This window comes from Pseudonocardia kunmingensis (assembly GCF_006716445.1).
Classification (GTDB): Bacteria; Actinomycetota; Actinomycetes; order Mycobacteriales; family Pseudonocardiaceae; genus Pseudonocardia; species Pseudonocardia kunmingensis.
Window position 1 is genome coordinate 705,334 of the sequence record NZ_VFPA01000004.1, and the last position, 18,541, is coordinate 723,874.

Sequence of the window (18,541 nt, forward strand, 5' to 3'; positions counted from 1 at the left end):
CCCGTCCGTCTGGCGGCACTCGCCGGACGTCCAACCCTCGGCTTTCACACCCGCGCGCGACATCGGCAACCTGGCCGGATCCTGACGAGCGCTGTGACCGGCGAACCGTGGCCGGTTGGCCGATGCTCCGCGAGCCGCGCTCGTCGGACGATGCGGCGGGCCGGCCAGCGGCGCCGGCGTTTCCGGGCCACAGGTGAGCCCGCGGAGGTGCTCCGGCGTGATGCCGACACGGGGACGTGCTCGGGCCGCGCCTCAGGCGATCGGCGTGGCCAGCCCCACGAGCGCGCCATCCCGATCGCGGACGTACGCCACCGTCTGACCCCACGCGGTGTCGTGCGGCTCCGCCACGGGTACCGCCCCGGCCCCCACTGCGCGGGCGTAGGCAGCCGGTACGTCCTCGCACAGCAGCGTGATCTCGTACCCGGCGGGGTCCGCGTCGGGTCGGGATCGGACGTACGGGACGGGGACAACCTCTGCGCCGAGCGCATGGGCCGTGAACGCGAGCCTCGTCGACCCGCTGTCCATCTCGGCGAACTGTCCGGACTCGTGCACGAATCCGCGTTCGAGGCCGAAGGCCGCCTCGTAGAACCCGACGGTGGCCGCGGGGTCGTCGACGTAGTGAATCACATATCCCAATCGCATGAGGCGGACGTTAGAGGGCGTTATCCGGAAGGGCTTGAACGTTCCGGACACCCGCGCACATCCCATTCTTGATCGCCGCCGAACGGCCTCCGTTCAGAGGTCCCCGGGCGTCTGCGCGGCCAGGAACTCCTCCCAGGTGCGCCTGCCCACTGCGCGCTCGGGCGCGAGGTTGGCGCCCTGCCGGTAGGCGGCTGCGGCCTTGCCGGGGGCCTTCGGGGAGATCGTCAGCCGGCGCTTCCCGCTCGCGCGGAGGTAGCTCTGTGCGAGCTCCTCCATGCTGTGCACCCGTGGGCCGGCGACGTCGGGCACGAGGCCGGCAGGCTCGCCGAGGGCCAGCTCCACGAGCCGCGCGGCGACCTCGCCGGAGTCGACCGGCTGGAACCGCGCACCGCCCCACAGCGGCATGACCGGCATCCTCGCCATCTGGCGCAGCAGCACCAGGACCCAGTCGTGGAACTGGGTGGCGCGCAGCGTCGTCCACGGCACGCCGGACCCGGCCACGATGCGCTCCGCCTCCCGCTTCGCGGCGAAGTACCCGTACATGGCGTGGTCGACCCGGCTGACGACCGGGATCCGGTCGGCGCCGACGACCGAGATGAACACCAGGTGCCGCACACCGGCCCGGGACGCGGCCTCGGTGAGGTTCCGCGCCTTGTCGGCGTCGCCCTTCGCGCTCCCGGCGCAGTGCACGACGGTGTCGACGCCCTCGACGGCGACGTCGAGCCCGTCGCCGGTGGAGACATCCCCGGTGACGAACTCGGCGCCGTCCCGGGGGCGGTGGTCGTGCCGGCTGAGCACCCGCACGTCGCGGCCGGCGGCCCGCAGGAGCGGGATGACGCGCCGCCCGAGCGTGCCGGTGCCACCGGTGAGCAGGACGGGAGAGGTCGTCGAGGTCATGGGGTGTTCCTCCGCGGTCGGTTGCACGTCGATCGCTCTGACCCGCGGCGAGCGCGGGATGTGACGGCGTCCGGCGATGAATCTCCGCGGAGCCGTGCGTCTCCCCTCCCGGACGATGGAGCGGATCGAGGAGGAACCGTGGGAGATGTCTGGTCGCTGGTGCACGCGGAGCGGGCAGCCCTGATCGACGACCTCGAGCACACCGAGGACCACCGGTGGGAGCTGCCGTCGCTCTGCCAGGGGTGGACCGTGCACGACGTGGTCGCGCACCTCGTGAACACCGCGCTGACGACGCGCCTCGGTTTCGTGGTCGGGCTCGCCAGGGCGGGGTTCGACTTCCACCGGCAGAACGCGCGCGGCGTGGAGCGCGAGCGCCGCGCCGCACCCCGGGAGACGCTGGAGCAGCTGCGCCGGGTCTCGTCGCGCACGACGACCCCGCCTGCGCCGCTCGACAGCCGCCTCGTCGAGGAGGTCGTGCACGGGGAGGACGTCCGCCGCCCGCTGGGGATCGTCCGCCCCTACCCGCAGGAGGTCGTCGTCCGGGCGCTGCGCCTGCAGACGCGCACGTCGGCGTCCTTCGGCGGCGCCAAGGAGCTCGTGGGCCGGGTCCGGCTGACGGCGACGGACGCCGACCTGTCGATCGGAGACGGCCCCGAGGTGACCGGTGCCGCCCTGTCCCTGCTCCTGGCCGTCACCGGCCGCCGGGTGGCGCTCGACGACCTCGCCGGACCGGGAGTCGAGGCGATGGCGCCCGCGACCTGATCCCCGTCCGCTACCGGTGGTCGAGGTGGCGCTCGAGCTCGGCGGCGGCGTGCAGCATCGCGCGGGCGCGGGCGTGCAGCCGGGCCCGCCGGTCGGTGAGGGCCGACGCGGCCGATGCGGGCGAGTTCGCGTCCCGCAGCTCGTCGAGCAGCGGCGCGATCTGCGCGAGGAGGTACCCGCTGCGCCGCAGCTGGGCGACGATGTGCGCGTCGCGGACGTCGTCCGGGGTGTAGGCGCGGTACCCGGTGGCGGGGTCGCGGACCGGACGCAGGAGGCCGGCCCGCTCCCAGCGCCGCAACGTGGCCGGGCGGAGCTTCAGCCGGTGGGCCACGGCCGCGATCGTGGTGGTCCCCGTGTCCCGCGGGGCGGCGCGGGCGCCGGTCAGCGCGGCCAACGCCCGCTCGACCGCGTCCAGTGCCTGCCGGTCCGCGAGCAGCTCGGCGTGGCTGCGGTCGACGACGACGAGGGCCTCGTCCGTGCGCCCGTCGTTGAGCAGGACCATGATCGACCGGGCCACCGCGTGGCCGTGGGCGGGGACCAGGGCGAGGAACGCGCGCAACGCGGAGGCGTGCTCGGCCGTGTAGTTGCGGTACCCCGAGGGCGTTCGCTCCGCGGCGGGCAGGATCCCGGCGGCCTCGTAGTTGCGGATCGCCTGACCCGACAGCCCGTGGGGTCGGGCGAGGTCCACAGGTCGCATGATCCGAAGTATCGGTCGTCCACCGCTGCCGGCACGACCACGTGCACCCGATGCTCCGGTTACCGGCCGGGCCCGCCTCTCCCGCTGCGTCGTCGTGCTCGTCGGGCCACGATGGCGAGGAGGCAGGACGATCGCAGGAGAGGGGTGGGACAGGTGGGCAGACCGACCATGATGCTGACCGCGACGGTGCTGGACGCGCCGGACCCGCGCGGCCTCGCGCGCTTCTACCAGCAGCTCTTCGGATGGCCGATCGTCGACGACGAGCCCGACTGGGTGACGCTGCGGCCACCGGGCGGCGGTCCGGGGCTGTCGTTTCAGCTCGAGGAGCTCTACGAGCGCCCCGCCTGGCCCGCCGAGCGCGAGCGCCAGCAGATGATGCTGCATCTGGACATCGAGGTCGAGGACCTCGACGCCGCCGTCGCGCACGCGCTCGCCGCGGGAGCAACGCTCGCCGAGTTCCAGCCGCAGGAGCAGGTGCGGGTCGTCCTGGACCCGGTCGGGCACCCCTTCTGCTTCTTCGTGAACGGCTGACGCGGTGGGTGCGGCATGATCGTGGGGGTGAGTGCGCACCCCGCCGCCCCGGTTCCCGACCGCCTCTTCGACGACGAGCGCGAGCAGCGCTGGCGCGCCCGGTTCACCGCGCCGCGGATGTCACGGCCGGGGTGGGCGCGCGACGTGCCGGACCGGTGCGTCTACACCTCGAACGTCAGCGGCACCACCGAGGTGTACGTCTGGGACCGCGCCACCGACCAGCACCGCCGGGTGACCGATCGCCGCAGCGGCACCCACATCGCCACCCTCCCGCCCGACGGCGCGTTCGTCTGGTGGTTCGCCGACAGCGACGGCGACGAGTTCGGGCACTGGGTCCGCGAGCCGTTCGCCGGCCTGCCCGACCGCGACCAGCCGGCGCCCGCCCTCCCCGGCGTCGAGGACGGCTACCCCGCGGGCCTGGAGATCGGGCGCGCGACCGTCGCCGCGGGCACGTCCACCGACGACGGCACGAAGATCTGGGTGCGTCGCGGCGACGACCCGGCGCAGGTCGTCTACCAGCACGCCGAGGACGCAGGCGTCGGCGCGTTGTCCGAGGACGAGACGCTGCTCGCCATCAGCCACTCCGAGCACGGCGACTCCCGCCACCCCGCGGTGCGCGTCGTACGGGTGTCCGACGGGGGCCTGGTCGCCGAGAAGTCGGACGGGCCGGGCCGGGGCCTCACGCCACTGGTGTTCGCGCCGGTCCGCGGGGACGGGCGGCTCCTGCTCCTGCACGAGCGCCACGGGCGCGAGGAACTGCTGGTCTGGGACGTCCTGAACGACACCGAGCACGAGGTGGCGCTCGACCTGCCCGGCGAGGTCGTCGCGGACTTCCACCCCGACGGTCGGCACCTGCTCGTCTGGCACACCGCCGCCGCCCGCACCCGGTTGCACGGCTACGACCTGGAGACCGGTGCGCTGAGCGAGCTGCCCACCGCACCCGGCTGCGTCGGCTCGGCGGAGGTGCGCCCGGACGGCACGGTCGAGTACACGTGTTCGTCGGCCGCCGAGCCGTCGACGGTCCGGGCCCTGCACCCCGACGGCACCGACCGCGTGCTGGTCGCGCCGCCGGGTGAGCGCGCGCCGGGATCGGTGCCCGTCGAGGACCTGTGGGTGGACGGTCCGGGCGGGCGGGTGCACGCCCTGATCGCGCGGCCCACCGGGGTCGAGGGGCCGCCGCCTGCGGTGTTCGCCCTGCACGGCGGCCCGCACGCCGCGGACGAGGACCGGTTCAGCGCCGGGCGCGCGGCATGGGTCGACGCCGGGTTCGTCGTCGTCGAGGTCAACTACCGCGGGTCCACCGGCTACGGATCGGCCTGGCGCGACGCGATCGAGGGCCGGCCGGGGCTCACGGAGCTCGAGGACGTGGCCGCGGTGCACGAGCGCTGCGTCGCCGACGGTCTCGTCGACCCGCAGCGGTGCGTCGTCGAGGGGTGGTCGTGGGGCGGCTACCTCGCGCTGCTGGCCGTCGGCACCCAGCCGCAGCGGTGGGCCGCGGCGCTGGCCGGAGTTCCGGTGGCCGACTACCTGGCGGCCTACGAGGACGAGATGGAGCAGCTACGCGCGTTCGACCGCGCGCTGTTCGGCGGCTCGCCCGCCGAGCGCCCCGAGGTGTACCGGGAGGCGTCCCCGCTCACCTACGTCGACCGCGTGCGGGTGCCGGTGCTGGTGCTGGCCGGCGAGAACGACCCGCGCTGCCCGATCCGGCAGGTGGACAACTACCTCGACGCGCTGGCCGCCCGCGGCGACCTGCGGTACGAGGTGAGCCGGTTCGACGCGGGCCACGGCTCGCTCGTGGTGGAGGAGACGCTGCGGCACGTCGCCACGGAGATCGGCTTCGCCCGCCGCGCCCTGGCCTGAGTTGCAGCAAAGCCACTTTCACGCAATCCCGTTGCGTGAAAGTGGCTCTGCTGGAATCGAGCGGCGGGTCAGACCTTCGCCACCAGCTGCACGTCCACGTTGCCGCGCGTGGCCTTCGAGTACGGACACAGCTCGTGGGCGAACGCCACCACGTCGTCCGCGACGGCCTGCTCGACACCCGGCAGGTGGACGGTGAGCACGGCGCTCACCTGCAGGGTGGTCTCGTCGGGCGCCACGCTGACGGCCGCGTCCACCGAGGTCTCGCCGATGGTCACGTCCTTCTTCTTCGCCGCGAGCCGCACCGCCCCGTGGAAGCACGCCGCGTACGCCGCCGCGAAGAGCTGCTCCGGGTTGGTGCCGCCGCCCGGCCCGCCGAGCGCGGGGGGCTGCTTGACGTCGAGGTCGATGATGCCGTCCGCCGAACGCACCCGGCCGTCGCGGCCGCCGCCCGTCGAGGTGGCCTCGGCCGTGTAGATCGTGTCCGCCATGGGTCGCGCACCTTCCGCCGTGGATATGTCGCGCACAACATAACTTCGTGATCCGGGGCTGTCACCCGCTGGTAGCGGACCGGAAACACCCACCGTGCACGCTGGTCGTCGTGGCACTGTGGCGGATGCACGTCGAGTTGGAGGACCGGCCCGGTCGGCTCGGCGGGCTCGCGTCCGCGGTGGGCGCCGCGGGCTGCAACATCCTGTCCCTGCACGTCGTCGGCGAGCCCGGCGACGACGGCGCGGTCACCGACGAGCTGCTGGTGCAGGTACCGGAGCACGTCGAGCCCGCGACCCTGGTCGACGCCGTCGAGGTCGCCGGCATCCCGTGCACGCTGCTCGTGCGCGCCGACGCCACCGAGCTCTCCGACCCCGCCACCACCGCGCTGGCGCTGGCCCGCATGGTGGCGGCCGACCCGGGCAGCGCGCCGAGCGCGGTCGCGACCATGCTGCGGGCGCGGCTGGTCGACCCCGACGGGCCGTCCACCGGCGACGTCCACACCCTGCGCGGTGGCACCCAGCAGATCCACGTCGCCCGCCCGTGGCCGTTCACCGCCACCGAGCTCTCCCGCGCGTCCGCGCTGCTCGAGCTCGCGACGCAGCTGGCGATGCGCACGCCGGTGCGCGCCCCGGCCGCCGACCGCACCCTGCTCCTGCGGGACGGCTCGGAGGTGCGGTTGCGGGCGGCCGGCCCCGGGGACGGGCCGCTCGTGGCCGCGCTGCACGCGCGCTGCTCCCCCGCGTCACGACGCGCCCGGTTCCTGAACCCGGCGCCGCGCCTGCGGCCCGACGAGCAGGTGGCCCTGCTCGACTCGGCGCTGCTCGCGGTGACGGTCGACGGCGGCAGCGCCGTCGGGGTCGCCAACCTCACGCCCGACCCGCACGTGCGCCCCGTCGCGGCGCGGGCCTCGGTGCTGGTCGAGGACACCTGGCAGGGGCGCGGTCTCGGCACCGCGCTGCTGCGCAGGATGGCCGATCTGGCGGTCGAGCAGGGCGTCGTCGAGCTGGTCGGCACGGCGCGACCCGACGACGTCGGCATCACGCGGTTGCTGCGCCGCGCGGGCCTGCGCCCGGAGGCCGCGATCTCCGGCACCGAGGTGCGGCTGCGGGCCGCCCTGCCGGCACCCGTCGCCTGACGCACCGCGGCCCCGGAACCCGTGGGTCCGGGGCCGCGACGTACGAAGGTGACGTACGTGAGACCGGTCAGATCTCGATGCGCTCGCCGGTGTCGCCGGCGAACATGTGCAGACGACCCTCACGCGGCAGGAAGTGCAGGATCGAGCCCTTGTCGGGCGGGGTGCGGCCGTCGACGCGCGCGATCACGGGCCGACGCTCACCGCCGACCTCCGTGGTGCCGTACACGTAGGCGTCGGCGCCGAGCTCCTCGACGACGTCGACCTCCGTGGGCAGGCCACGACCCGCGTCGACCAGCTCCATGTCCTCCGGACGCACACCGACCGTGACGGACCGGGTGGACCCGACGGCGTCGGCGGCCTGGCGCGGGATGTGCACGTCGGCACCGCCGAAGTGCAGCGTGTCACCGTCGACGTCGACCGGGAGCAGGTTCATCGCGGGCGAGCCGATGAACCCGGCGACGAACACGTTGGCGGGCTTGTCGTACATCGCCCGCGGGGTGTCCACCTGCTGCAGGAGGCCGTCCTTGAGCACCGCCACTCGGTCGCCCATCGTCATGGCCTCGACCTGGTCGTGGGTGACGTAGACGGTGGTGATGCCCAGCCGGCGCTGCAGCGAGGCGATCTGCGTGCGGGTGGAGACGCGCAGCTTGGCGTCCAGGTTGGACAGCGGCTCGTCCATGCAGAACACCTGCGGCTGACGCACGATCGCGCGGCCCATCGCCACGCGCTGGCGCTGACCACCGGAGAGGGCCTTCGGACGACGCTCGAGGTAGTCCTCGAGGTCGAGGATCTTCGCCGCCTCCTGCACCCGCTGCTGGATCTCCGTCTTCGGCTTGCCCGCGATCTTGAGAGCGAAGCCCATGTTCTCGGCGACGGTCATGTGCGGGTACAGCGCGTAGTTCTGGAAGACCATCGCGATGTCGCGGTCCTTCGGGGGGACGCGGGTGACGTCACGACCGCCGATGTGGATGGAGCCCTGGTCGATGTCCTCGAGACCGGCGAGCATCCGCAGGGAGGTCGACTTCCCGCACCCGGAGGGCCCCACCAGGACGAGGAACTCCCCGTCGGCCACCTCGAGGTCGAGCGAGTCGACCGCGGGCTTGGTGGAGCCGGGGTAGATACGGCTCGCCTTGTCATAGGTCACAGCAGCCATGCTGTGCTCCTTCCACCGGCAGGAACGTGCCGGACGATCCGAGTGAGAGGGAGTAAAGCGCTTGCAGCCTGCCACGGCGGGGTGCCGTTCGGCCAGACCCAACACGAACAGTGAGTGATCGAACACCCAGCGTCGGAGTTGCCGGATCGTTACAGCCGGGTGTTGCCCGACTCACTGCGTAAACGCTTCCATTGCCCGGATCTCGGCGCGGGCGGTCTGCCCGCGCCGTCCCGTCGACGCGGAGGGGTGCGATGCCTGCCCGGAAGTCCGGATCGTCCCAGCGGGGATCGGCCCTGCGCAGGCCGTCGCGCGGCACGAGCGTGCTCGGCGCCGCACTCGGCCTCAGCCTCGTCCTCGCCGGTTGCGGCGGCAGCAACGTCGCCGGCGGGGGCGGCGAGCAGGCACAGCCCGACAGCGAGGAGTGCGCGGCCTTCGCCCAGTACGGCGACCTCTCCGGCACCCGCGTCACGATCTACACCTCCATCGTCGCGCCCGAGGACCAGCCGCACATCGACTCGTACCGGCAGTTCGAGCAGTGCACCGGCACGCAGGTCGTGTACGAGGGTTCCAAGGAGTTCGAGGCCCAGCTCCCGGTGCGCGTCCAGGCCGGCTCCCCGCCGGACCTCGCCTACGTCCCGCAGCCCGGGATGATCAACACGCTGGTCACCCAGAACCCCGGCGCGGTGCGGCCCGCCCCGCAGGCGGTGGCCGCGAACGTCGACCAGTACTACTCGGAGACCTTCAAGTCCGCGGGCAGCGTCGACGGCACGCTCTACGGTGCGCCCCTCGGGTCGAACGTGAAGTCCTACGTCTGGTACTCGCCCCAGGCGTTCGCCGCCAAGGGCTACGCCGTGCCCACCACCTGGGACGAGATGGTCGCGCTGTCCGAGCGGATCGTCGCCGAGGGCGGGAAGCCCTGGTGCGCCGGCATCGGCTCCGGCGACGCCACCGGCTGGCCGCTCACCGACTGGCTCGAGGACGTGATGCTGCGCGAGAGCGGGCCCGAGGTCTACGACCAGTGGGTCTCGCACGCCATCCCGTTCAACGACCCGCGGGTCGTGGCCGCGCTCGACCGCGTCGGCTCGATCCTGAAGGACCCCGACTTCGTCAACGGCGGTCTCGGCGACGTCTCCTCGATCGCCACGACGACGTTCCAGGACGGCGGCCTGCCGATCCTCGACGAGACCTGCTACATGCACCGCCAGGCCAACTTCTACGCGGCCAACTTCCCGGAGGAGACCGTCATCGCCGAGGACGGCGAGGTCTTCGCGTTCGAGCTGCCGCCGATCGACCCGGCGGCGCCGCAGACGATCCTCGTCGGCTCGGAGTTCGTGGTCGCGTTCTCCGACCGGCCCGAGGTCCAGGCGTTCCAGGCCTACCTGTCGTCACCGGAATGGGCCAACGCCAAGGCCAAGGCCGGCTCGGACCTCGGCCAGAGCGGGTGGATCAGCGCCAACAGCGGCCTCGATCCCGCAAACCTGTCCAACCCGATCGACCGGCAGTCGGCCGAGATCCTGCTGGACGAGAGCAACACCTTCCGGTTCGACGGCTCCGACCTGATGCCGGCGGCCGTGGGCTCCGCGACGTTCTGGCGGGGCATGACGGACTGGATCACCGGTCAGAGCACCCGGGAGTCGCTGGACTTCATCGAGCAGTCCTGGCCGGCGTCCCAGTAGCAGCAGCGCGTCAGTAGTGATCACCGCCGGGGCGGCGTGACCCGTCCGCCCCGGCGTCCTCTCCGCGCGCTCGGTTCCTCCGGAGGTGGGCCGGCATGTCCCTGCTCGACAAGCTGCTCCAACTGCTGGTCGCCGTGGCCGTGTTCGCGGCCGTGATGGGCGTGGTCCTGCTCGTCGCCGGCCGCGTCCGGGGGCGCCGCAGCGACCTGGTGTCCGGCCTCGCGTTCGTCGCCCCGGCCGTTCTCCTGTTGCTGGTCGGCCTGCTCTACCCGGCGGGGCGCACCATGGTGCAGTCCGTCCTCGACGCGCGCAGCGCCGGCTTCGTCGGCCTCGACAACTACATCCGGATCCTCACCCAGCCCGACCTGGTGGTCGTGCTGCGCAACACGCTGTTGTGGGTGGTGATCACCCCGGTCCTCGCCACGGCGATCGGACTGGTCTACGCGGTGCTCGTGGACCGCACGCGGTTCGAGTCGCTGGCGAAGGCGCTGATCTTCCTGCCGATGGCGATCTCCTTCGTCGGCGCGGCGATCATCTGGAAGTTCATCTACGAGTACCGCCCGAACCAGCAGAACATCCAGCAGGTCGGGCTGTTGAACCAGCTGCTCGTGTGGCTGGGGTTCGAGCCGGTCAACTTCATCCTCGTCGAGCCGTGGAACAACCTGCTGCTGATCGTGGTGATGATCTGGATCCAGGCCGGCTTCGCGATGACGGTGCTCTCGGCCGCGATCAAGGCGATCCCCAGCGACATCACCGAGGCCGCCCGGCTCGACGGCGTCGGCGGCGTGCGGCTGTTCTTCGCCATCACGCTGCCCAGCATCCGGCCCGCCGTCGTGGTCGTGGTCACCGCGATCAGCATCGCCGTGCTGAAGGTCTTCGACATCGTCCGCACGATGACCGGCGGTCAGTTCGGCACGAGCGTGGTGGCCAACGAGTTCTACCTGCAGAGCTTCCGGCTCTCCGAGCTGGGCATGGGCTCGGCGCTCGCGATGGTCCTGTTCGTGCTCGTGGTGCCGATCGTGATCTACAACGTGCGGCAGATGCGGAAGGCGGACGCACGATGACCGTCCTCGACAGCGCACCCGGGCCCACGACCCCCGGCCTCGCCGGGGTGGCGCCGACGCGCTCCGCCGTGGCGCGGAAGGGCCTCAGCTCACCGTGGGCGTCGATCGCCGCCCTCGTCATCGCCGTGCTCTGGACGATCCCGACGTTCGGGTTGTTCCTGTCCTCGTTCCGCCCGGAGCGCGACGTGAAGCGCAGCGGCTGGTGGACGTTCCTGGCGAACCCGGACCTGACGCTCGAGAACTACACCGACGTGCTGCTGGGCGGCAGCCAGCCGCTCGGCGGTTTCGTCGTCAACTCGATCCTGATCACGATCCCGTCCGTGGCCATCCCGATCATCCTGGCCACGCTGGCGGCCTACGGGTTCGCGTGGACGCGCTTCCCGCTGCGGGACACCCTGTTCGTGGCGATCTTCGCGCTGCAGATCGTGCCGCTGCAGGTCGCGCTCCTGCCGCTGCTGGAGATCTTCGTCGGCACCGGCCTGAACGGGACGTTCTGGACCGTCTGGATCGCCCACTCCACGTTCGCGCTCCCCCTGGCGATCTTCCTGCTGCACAACGCGATGCGCGACATCCCGGCGGAGCTCGTGGAGGCCGCCCGGGTGGACGGCGCCGGGCACGTCCGGATCTTCACGACGATCATGCTGCCGCTGTTGAAGCCCGCCATCGCGGCGTTCGCGGTCTTCCAGTTCCTCTGGGTGTGGAACGACCTGCTGGTGGCGCTCGTGTTCGCGGGCGGCACCGCGGACGTCGCCCCGCTCACCGTCCGCGTCGCCGAGCTCGCGGGCTCCCGGGACTCGGACTGGCACCTGCTCGCGGCCGGCGCGTTCGTGTCGATCGTCATCCCGCTCGCCGTCTTCTTCGCCCTGCAGCGCTACTTCGTCCGCGGCCTGCTCGCCGGCAGCGTGAAGGGCTGAGCCGTGGGATGAGTACGACGGCGTGAGCACGATCAAGGACGTCGCCGAGGCGGCCGGGGTCTCCATCGCGACGGTGTCCCGCGCCCTGCACGGGCAGCCGCGAGTCTCCGAGGCCACCCGGCGACGGGTGCTCACCGTCGCCGCCGACCTGCGCTACGTCGCCTCCCCCAGCGCGGCGGGCCTGGCCACCGGGCTCACGCACGCGATCGGTGTGGTCGCGCCGTTCGTGAACCGGTGGTTCTTCGCCGCGATCGTGCACAGCGCGGAGGAGCGGCTGCGCCGGGCGGGCTACGACCTGCTGCTCTACAGCCTGGGCACCGAGGCCGAGGAGCGGCGCCGCGCCTTCTCGGGCGCCCTGCTGCGCAAGCGGGTGGACGGCGTGCTCGTGCTCGGCCTGCACCCCGCGGAGGACGAGGTGGCGGCGCTCTCCGCCGCAGGCGGTCCGGTCGCGATCGTGGGCAAGGACGTGCCGGGCTGGGCCAGCGTGCGCATCGACGACCGGGCCGCCGCCGGGTGCGCCGTGCGGCACCTCCTCGACCTGGGGCACCGGCGCATCGGGTTCCTCGGCGGCGAGACCGACGACCCACTGGGCTCGACCCTGCCCGGGGACCGCCGCGCCGGGTACCACGCCGAGCTGAGCGGTGCGGGGCTGCCCGCCGACCCCGCGCTGGAGGCCGTGGGCGGCTTCACGGTGCGCGGCGGGTACGCCGCCGCCGAACGGCTGCTGCAGCTCGCACACCCACCGACGGCGATCTTCGCCGCCTCCGACGAGATGGCGATCGGCGCCGTGCAGGCGATCCGGCGCGCCGGGTTGCGGGTGCCCCTGGACGTCTCGGTGGTGGGCCTCGACGACCACGAGATGGCCGAGGTCATGGACCTGACCACGGTGGCGCAGCCGGTGGGGGCACAGGGCGAGCTCGCCGCCGAGATGATCCTCACCGCCCTCGCCGAGCCCGGCAGGCCGCTGCCTGCGGTCACCGTGCCGACCGGGCTGGTGGTGCGCGGCACCACCAGCCGCCCGACGCGTCGGTCCTGATCGCGTGTGCCGGCCGGACCGCCCCCCACCCGATCTCGGTCCGGCCGGCACACGGGGAACGACCGTCCCGCCCCGCGCGGCGTTGGGGGCGGTGACGCGGATCACGCAGGCCCTCCCGGGGACGACGACGGCCCCCGGGCGTACCGGGGGCCGTCGTCGCGTGCGATGGCTCAGTCGAAGCGGGCGCCGCCTTTCTCGGACTCGCCCTCGGCCAGCTTCGCCTTGATCGCGGCCTCGATCCTGTCACCGATGGCCTTGTCGATGTTCTTCCAGTACTGGTAGACGCGCTCGCGGATGTCCTCGGACCGCACGCCGGACGCGGCACCCGCGACGTTCTCGACCAGCCGATCCCGCTGCTCGTCGCTGAACACCTTGGTGAGCAGGGTGTTGGCCTGGCCGTAGTCGTCGTCCTCGGCGCGCAGGGTGTAGGCCTGGCGCACCATGTCGCCGTCCACGGCGAAGTGGTTCGAGTAGACCGCCCGGGCGGGGTCGGCCTTCGGGCCGCCCAGCGAGTTCGGCGCGTACACCGGGTCGGTGACGTTGTCGATCCGCATGGCGCCGTCCTTGGAGTAGCTGTGGACGGGCACGCGCGGGCGGTTGACCGGGATCTGCTGGTAGTTCACCCCGAGCCGGGCGCGGTGCGCGTCGGCGTAGGAGAACCCGCGGGCCAGCAGCATCTTGTCCGGGGACAGGCCGGTGCCGGGCACCAGGTTGTTCGGCTGGAACGCCGCCTGCTCCATCTCCGCGTGGAAGTCGGTGACGTTGCGGTTCAACGTCAGCTTGCCGACGTCGATGAGCGGGTAGTCGGCGTGCGGCCAGACCTTGGTGAGGTCGAACGGGTTGAACCGGTAGGTCCTCGCGTCCTCGAACGGCATGATCTGCATCTTCAGCGTCCAGCTCGGGAACTCCCCGCGCTCGATCGCCTCGTACAGGTCGCGCTGGTGGTGGTCACCGTCCTCGCCGGCGATCCGGTCGGCGTCGGCCTGGGTGAGGGACTCGATGCCCTGGTCGGACTTGAAGTGGTACTTCACCCAGAACTGCTCGCCCTGGGCGTTCACCCACGAGTAGGTGTGGCTCGAGTAGCCGTTCATGTGGCGCCAGGTGCGCGGGATGCCCCGGTCGCCCATCAGCCACGTCACCTGGTGGGCCGACTCCGGCGACAGCGTCCAGAAGTCCCACTGCATGTCGGCGTCACGCAGGTTGTTGCGCGCCAGCCGCTTCTGCGAGCGGATGAAGTGCTGGAACTTCATCGGATCGCGGATGAAGAAGACCGGGGTGTTGTTACCGACGATGTCGAGGTTGCCCTCGGACGTGTAGAACTTCACGGCGAAGCCGCGCGGGTCGCGCCAGGTGTCGGGGCTGCCCCGCTCACCGGCGACGCTCGAGAACCGGATGACGACGTCGGTCTCGGTGCCCGGCTGGAACACCGCCGCTCGCGTGTAGGCGCTGACGTCGTTCGTCACCTCGAACTTCCCGAACGCCCCGCCACCCTTGGCGTGCGGCTGGCGCTCCGGGATGCGCTCCCGGTTGAACTGGGCCATCTGCTCGATCAGGTAGTGGTCCTGGAGCAGGATCGGGCCGTCGGGCCCGATCGTCAGCGAGTGCTCGTCGCTCGCGACGGGCGCGCCGCTGTCCGTGGTCGTCGCATGCGGTTCGACTGCGGTCACGGGTACTCCTCACTTCTCGTGGTGGGTGCGCTGGCAGTCATGGCAGAGGCCCCAGAAGACGATCTCGGCCTCGTCGACCAGGTATCCCGCCGCGTCCTCCGGTTCGAGGCACGGGCGGCTCGCGGCGACGCAGTCGACGTCGGTGGTGCGGCCACACCCGCGACACACCAGGTGGTGGTGGTTGTCCCCGGTGCGCGTCTCGTACCGGGCCGCCGATCCGGCCGGTTCGATCCGGCGGAGCAGGCCGGCGGCCGTGCACGCGGCGAGGACGTCGTACACGGCCTGGGTGGAGACCCGCCGGTGGTTCGCCCGTACGAGCGACGCCACGGCGTCTGCGGTGGCGTGCGGGTGCCCGGCCAGCACGTCGAGCACCGCGAGGCGGGGTGCGGTGACCCGCAGTCCCGCTTCCCGGAGCCGGAGCGCCACGTCGTCTGCTGCCATCGCCGTCCACTCGACCATCTTTTCTGGAATGAGTCAAGTTAAGGCGGGCGATCCACCCCCGACCGTGGTCGGGCACGATGGGCACGTGGAGGTCGACGCCGCATCCGTCCGTGGTCTCGCCGCCTATCGCGGCGTGCTGTCCCTCCCCGGGGTCGGCACGCTCACGGCGGTCTCGTTCCTCGCCCGCCTCCCCGCGTCCGCCGCCCCCATCACGATCACGCTGCACGTCGTGCTGACCCTCGGGCACGGGTACGCGGCCGCGGGGCTCGCCGGCGCCGCGGCGACCGTCGGCATGGCGATCGGGGCGCCGCTGCTCGGGCGGCTCGTCGACCGGCGCGGCCTGCGCACGATGCTCGCGCTCACGCTCAGCGCCCAGGCCGTCTTCTGGAGCGTGGCGCCCTTCCTGTCCTACCCGGCACTCCTGGCCGGTGCCCTGCTCGGCGGCCTGCTCGGCGTGCCCGTCTTCTCGGTCACGCGCCAGTCGATCGCCGCGATGGTGCCCGCGGCACGCAGGCGGCCCGCCTTCGCGCTCGACTCCATGTCGGTCGAGGTCTCCTACATGGTCGGCCCCGCCGTCGGCACCCTGCTCGCCCTGCAGGCCTCGACGACGGCCGCGATGTGGACCGTCGGGGCCGGCTGGCTGGTGGCGGGCGGTGCCCTCGCGCTGCTCAACCCGCCCACCCGGGCGCCGCAGGACGCGAGCGGCGCACCCCCGCCGCCGGTGCGGCAGTGGCTGGACCGGCGCCTGCTCGCGGCCCTGCTCGCCACCAGTGCGGCGGTCATGGTGGTGTTCGGCACCGAGCTGTCGATGATCGCCGGGCTCGAGCGCACCGGGCAGGCCGGCTGGATCCCGCTGGTCAACGCCGTCTGGTGCCTGGCATCGATCGTCGGCGGGTTCCTCTACGGGGCGGCCCGGCGCTCCCGCCCGCTCCCGGCGCTGGTCGCGTTCCTCGGGGTCGCCACGCTGCCGCTCGCGCTGGCGGGGCCGTGGTGGTCCTGGGCGCTGCTGCTCGTGCCGGCCGGGCTGCTGATGGCCCCTTCCGTGGCGGCGAGCTCCGAGACGGTCAGCGCACTGGCGCCCGAGCACGTCCGCGGGCTCGTCACCGGGCTGCACGGCTCGGCCATCACCCTCGGCGCCGCCATCGCCACCCCGCTCGCCGGGCTCGTCGTGGACCGCGCCTCGCCCGCGGCCGCGGTCGTCGTCCTCGGATCGGTCGGGGTGGCCGTCGCCCTGCTCGTGGCCCTGCTGGGACGACCCCGGAGCAGCTGAGCGGGGAGCAGTCACGCCCCGAGGTGGCCGTCACTCCCTCAGCTTCGTCTCAACCGATCTAGGGCAGACTTCGAACCGATGACCGCACCGCCGGACCGGCTCTCCCCCGCCGCCTCGCCGGCCCCGCGCCCGCGGGGTCACCGGCGCCGCCGCGGCGTCGCCCGCTACCTCGTTGCGGTCGTGTTCTCCCTGGTCGTGGCCATTCCGGCGCTGCCGGACCTGCTGTTCGGGCTCGACCGCCGCAGCCCCTTCGTGCAGCTCGTGTCCTTCCGTCCGTGGATCCTCTGCGGAGTGGCGGGCCTGCTCGTGCTGCTGCTCGTGGTGCTGGTGTTCGAACGCCGGGTGCTGCCGTTCGTCGCGGGCGTGCTCGCCGTGCTCCTCGTCGGGGCGGGGATGGTGCTGCCGCGCGCCCTGCCGGACCCCGTGCCCACGGGCGGCGCGCCGCTGCGGGTGCTGGCGTTCAACACCTTCGAGGGCGACGCCGACGTCGACGCGGTGGCGCGGCTGATCGAGGCGACCCGGCCGGACGCGGTGGCGCTCGTCGAGGCGGGCGACGACTACGCGGAGCGGCTCGCGCCGCTGGTGGAACCACTCGGCTACGCGCTGCACGCCACCGACTCGCGCAGGGACGTGCAGGGGGTCACCGCGGTGGTGTCCGACCGGCTCGGCGACGTCGACGTGCGGATCGGCGAGGAGACCTCGTCCTTCCCGTACGTCGAGGTCACCGGGGGCGGTCTGGGCGAGCTGCGCTTCGTGGCCTTCCACTCGGTGGCCCCGGTGCCCGGCTCCGTGCCGGACTGGAACTCCGACCTCGCGCTGCTGCCGCAGTGGTGCAGCGGGCCCACCCCCGCGGTGGTGGCGGGCGACTTCAACGCCACCCTCGACCACTCGGCGCTGCGCGCCGGTACGGCCGGCTGCGGCGACGCCGGGGAGCAGCGCGGCGCCGGCCTCGTCCCGACGTGGGGACCGAGCCCCCGGATCCGCGGGCTGGGCCCGCAGATCGACCACGTGTTCGCCACCGACGGGATCACCGCCGAGACGTTCGACGTGCACGACGTGGCGGACAGCGACCACAGGGCGGTCGTCACCACGCTGCGCCTACCCGGCTGAGCCGAGGCCCCGCCCCAGACGACGAACGGCACTCTCGTCGGTACCTAACCGACGAGAGTGCCGTTCGTCAGGTGGGTCAGCCGCTCGTCGCGACCGTCTCCGCGATCTCGTAGGTGTTCAGGGCGGCGCCCTTGCGCAGGTTGTCGCCGCACACGAACAGCTCGAGGGTGTTCGGGAAGTCCAGCGCCTGCCGGACCCGGCCCACCCACGTCGGGTCGCCGCCGACCGCGTCGGCCGGGGTGGGCCACTCGCCGGCCGCCGGGTCGTCCCGCAGCACGATCGAGGGCTGCTCCGCGAGCACCTTGCGCGCCGCCTCCACGGACACCTCACGCGCGAACGTGGCGTGCACCGAGAGGGAGTGCGTGGTGACGACCGGGACGCGCACGCAGGTGGCCGAGACCTTCAGGTCCGGGATCCCGAGGATCTTGCGCGCCTCGTTGCGGACCTTGAGCTCCTCCGAGGACCACCCGTCGTCCTTGAGCGATCCCGCCCACGGCACGACGTTGAGCGCGAGCGGCGCCGGGAACGGCGAGGCGGCCGGGTCGAGCCCGGCGGCGGCCAGCGCCTCGGCGACGTCGCCGCCGCGCACCCCGACGTCGCGACCGGAGACCGCGGCGAGCTCGGCGTAGAGCCGGTCGATGCCGCCCTGGCCCGCACCGGACGCGGCCTGGTAGGACGCCACGACCAGCGCCTCCAGCCCGAACTCGCGGTGCAGGGCGCCCATCGCGGCCATCATCGACAGCGTGGTGCAGTTGGGGTTGGAGATGATCCCCTTCGGCCGCTCCGCGGCCTTCTCGGCGTTCACCTCCGGCACCACCAGCGGCACGTCGGGATCCATCCGGAACGCACCGGAGTTGTCGACGGCGACCGCGCCGCGCTCCGCCGCGATCGGAGCCCACTGCGCGCTGACCTCGTCGGGAACGTCGAACAGCGCCACGTCCACGCCGTCGAAGACCTCCGGCGCGAGCGCCAGCACGGTGACGTCCTCGCCGCGCACCCGCAGCACCTTGCCCGCCGAGCGGGGGGATGCGACGAGCCGGATCTCCGACCACGGCACGTCCGGCCTGCCGTCGATGATCTCGATCATCGTGGAACCGACGGCGCCCGTGGCACCGACGATCGCGAGCACCGGGCCGCGTTCGTGCCGGCCGTGCTCGTGGCGCCCGTGCTGCTCGTGGGCGAAGCTCTCTGCCATCC

At 72.8% G+C, this 18,541-nt stretch carries 18 protein-coding genes; 10 read left to right on the forward strand and 8 right to left on the reverse strand.

Going from position 1 to position 18,541, the window contains the following annotated elements; genetic code table 11:
* Positions 1-252: 252 nt before the first annotated feature.
* Together FB558_RS33145 and FB558_RS33150 are read right to left on the reverse strand one after the other, a co-directional pair.
* On the reverse strand, positions 253-693 hold the full coding sequence (locus tag FB558_RS33145) for a VOC family protein (protein ID WP_246106931.1): 441 nt from the start codon (positions 691-693) through the stop codon (positions 253-255).
* Positions 694-735: 42 nt separating this feature from the next.
* Positions 736-1,539, reverse strand: coding sequence for an SDR family oxidoreductase (locus FB558_RS33150; protein ID WP_142060341.1), 804 nt, complete (start codon positions 1,537-1,539; stop codon positions 736-738).
* Positions 1,540-1,677: 138 nt separating this feature from the next.
* Between FB558_RS33150 and FB558_RS33155 the strand changes: the two genes are divergently transcribed.
* Entirely contained in the window at positions 1,678-2,301 is a 624-nt protein-coding gene (locus FB558_RS33155; RefSeq protein ID WP_142060342.1) for a maleylpyruvate isomerase family mycothiol-dependent enzyme, read from the forward strand.
* 10 nt (positions 2,302-2,311) lie between these two features.
* Here FB558_RS33155 and FB558_RS33160 read toward each other — a convergent pair whose 3' ends face one another.
* Entirely contained in the window at positions 2,312-2,998 is a 687-nt protein-coding gene (locus FB558_RS33160; RefSeq protein ID WP_142060344.1) for a MerR family transcriptional regulator, read from the reverse strand.
* A gap of 153 nt (positions 2,999-3,151) precedes the next feature.
* On the opposite strand from FB558_RS33160, the gene FB558_RS33165 reads away from it, so the two are divergent.
* Entirely contained in the window at positions 3,152-3,529 is a 378-nt protein-coding gene (locus FB558_RS33165) for a VOC family protein (protein WP_425468116.1), read from the forward strand.
* 27 nt (positions 3,530-3,556) lie between these two features.
* A complete protein-coding gene (locus FB558_RS33170) occupies positions 3,557-5,389 on the forward strand; it encodes a prolyl oligopeptidase family serine peptidase (protein ID WP_425468117.1) in 1,833 nt (610 codons plus the stop codon).
* A 68-nt stretch (positions 5,390-5,457) separates the two neighbouring features.
* On the opposite strand, the gene FB558_RS33175 is transcribed toward FB558_RS33170, so the two are convergent.
* Entirely contained in the window at positions 5,458-5,877 is a 420-nt protein-coding gene (locus FB558_RS33175) for an Ohr family peroxiredoxin (protein WP_142060348.1), read from the reverse strand.
* A gap of 110 nt (positions 5,878-5,987) precedes the next feature.
* On the opposite strand from FB558_RS33175, the gene FB558_RS33180 reads away from it, so the two are divergent.
* Positions 5,988-7,013 carry a GNAT family N-acetyltransferase gene (locus FB558_RS33180; protein ID WP_142060350.1) on the forward strand — a complete coding sequence of 342 codons (1,026 nt, stop codon included), beginning with the start codon at positions 5,988-5,990 and terminating at the stop codon, positions 7,011-7,013.
* 67 nt (positions 7,014-7,080) lie between these two features.
* On the opposite strand, the gene FB558_RS33185 is transcribed toward FB558_RS33180, so the two are convergent.
* Positions 7,081-8,166, reverse strand: a complete 1,086-nt coding sequence (locus tag FB558_RS33185) for an ABC transporter ATP-binding protein (protein ID WP_142060352.1) — start codon at positions 8,164-8,166, stop codon at positions 7,081-7,083.
* A 251-nt stretch (positions 8,167-8,417) separates the two neighbouring features.
* Between FB558_RS33185 and FB558_RS33190 the strand changes: the two genes are divergently transcribed.
* The 4 genes from FB558_RS33190 (at position 8,418) to FB558_RS33205 (ending at position 12,856) form a co-directional block, all read left to right on the forward strand.
* Positions 8,418-9,842: an ABC transporter substrate-binding protein gene (locus tag FB558_RS33190; RefSeq protein ID WP_142060353.1), complete on the forward strand. Its 1,425-nt coding sequence runs from the start codon at positions 8,418-8,420 to the stop codon at positions 9,840-9,842.
* A gap of 95 nt (positions 9,843-9,937) precedes the next feature.
* On the forward strand, positions 9,938-10,906 hold the full coding sequence (locus tag FB558_RS33195; protein ID WP_142060355.1) for a carbohydrate ABC transporter permease: 969 nt from the start codon (positions 9,938-9,940) through the stop codon (positions 10,904-10,906).
* Positions 10,903-11,820 (forward strand): carbohydrate ABC transporter permease, encoded by a 918-nt coding sequence (locus FB558_RS33200; protein WP_142060357.1) that lies wholly within the window; start codon positions 10,903-10,905, stop codon positions 11,818-11,820. Before FB558_RS33195 ends, FB558_RS33200 begins: the two co-directional genes overlap by 4 nt.
* 22 nt (positions 11,821-11,842) lie before the next feature.
* Positions 11,843-12,856 (forward strand): LacI family DNA-binding transcriptional regulator, encoded by a 1,014-nt coding sequence (locus FB558_RS33205; RefSeq protein ID WP_142060358.1) that lies wholly within the window; start codon positions 11,843-11,845, stop codon positions 12,854-12,856.
* 170 nt (positions 12,857-13,026) lie between these two features.
* On the opposite strand, the gene FB558_RS33210 is transcribed toward FB558_RS33205, so the two are convergent.
* Both FB558_RS33210 and FB558_RS33215 read right to left on the reverse strand, forming a co-directional pair.
* Entirely contained in the window at positions 13,027-14,523 is a 1,497-nt protein-coding gene (locus tag FB558_RS33210) for a catalase (protein WP_142060360.1), read from the reverse strand.
* A 9-nt stretch (positions 14,524-14,532) separates the two neighbouring features.
* Positions 14,533-14,964 carry a Fur family transcriptional regulator gene (locus tag FB558_RS33215; RefSeq protein ID WP_142060362.1) on the reverse strand — a complete coding sequence of 144 codons (432 nt, stop codon included), beginning with the start codon at positions 14,962-14,964 and terminating at the stop codon, positions 14,533-14,535.
* Between the two features lie 85 nt (positions 14,965-15,049).
* On the opposite strand from FB558_RS33215, the gene FB558_RS33220 reads away from it, so the two are divergent.
* Together FB558_RS33220 and FB558_RS33225 are read left to right on the forward strand one after the other, a co-directional pair.
* Positions 15,050-16,234: an MFS transporter gene (locus tag FB558_RS33220; RefSeq protein WP_170231639.1), complete on the forward strand. Its 1,185-nt coding sequence runs from the start codon at positions 15,050-15,052 to the stop codon at positions 16,232-16,234.
* A gap of 78 nt (positions 16,235-16,312) precedes the next feature.
* A complete protein-coding gene (locus FB558_RS33225) occupies positions 16,313-17,344 on the forward strand; it encodes an endonuclease/exonuclease/phosphatase family protein (RefSeq protein ID WP_142060365.1) in 1,032 nt (343 codons plus the stop codon).
* A 76-nt stretch (positions 17,345-17,420) separates the two neighbouring features.
* Here FB558_RS33225 and FB558_RS33230 read toward each other — a convergent pair whose 3' ends face one another.
* Entirely contained in the window at positions 17,421-18,539 is a 1,119-nt protein-coding gene (locus tag FB558_RS33230) for an aspartate-semialdehyde dehydrogenase (protein WP_142060367.1), read from the reverse strand.
* Positions 18,540-18,541: the final 2 nt, after the last annotated feature.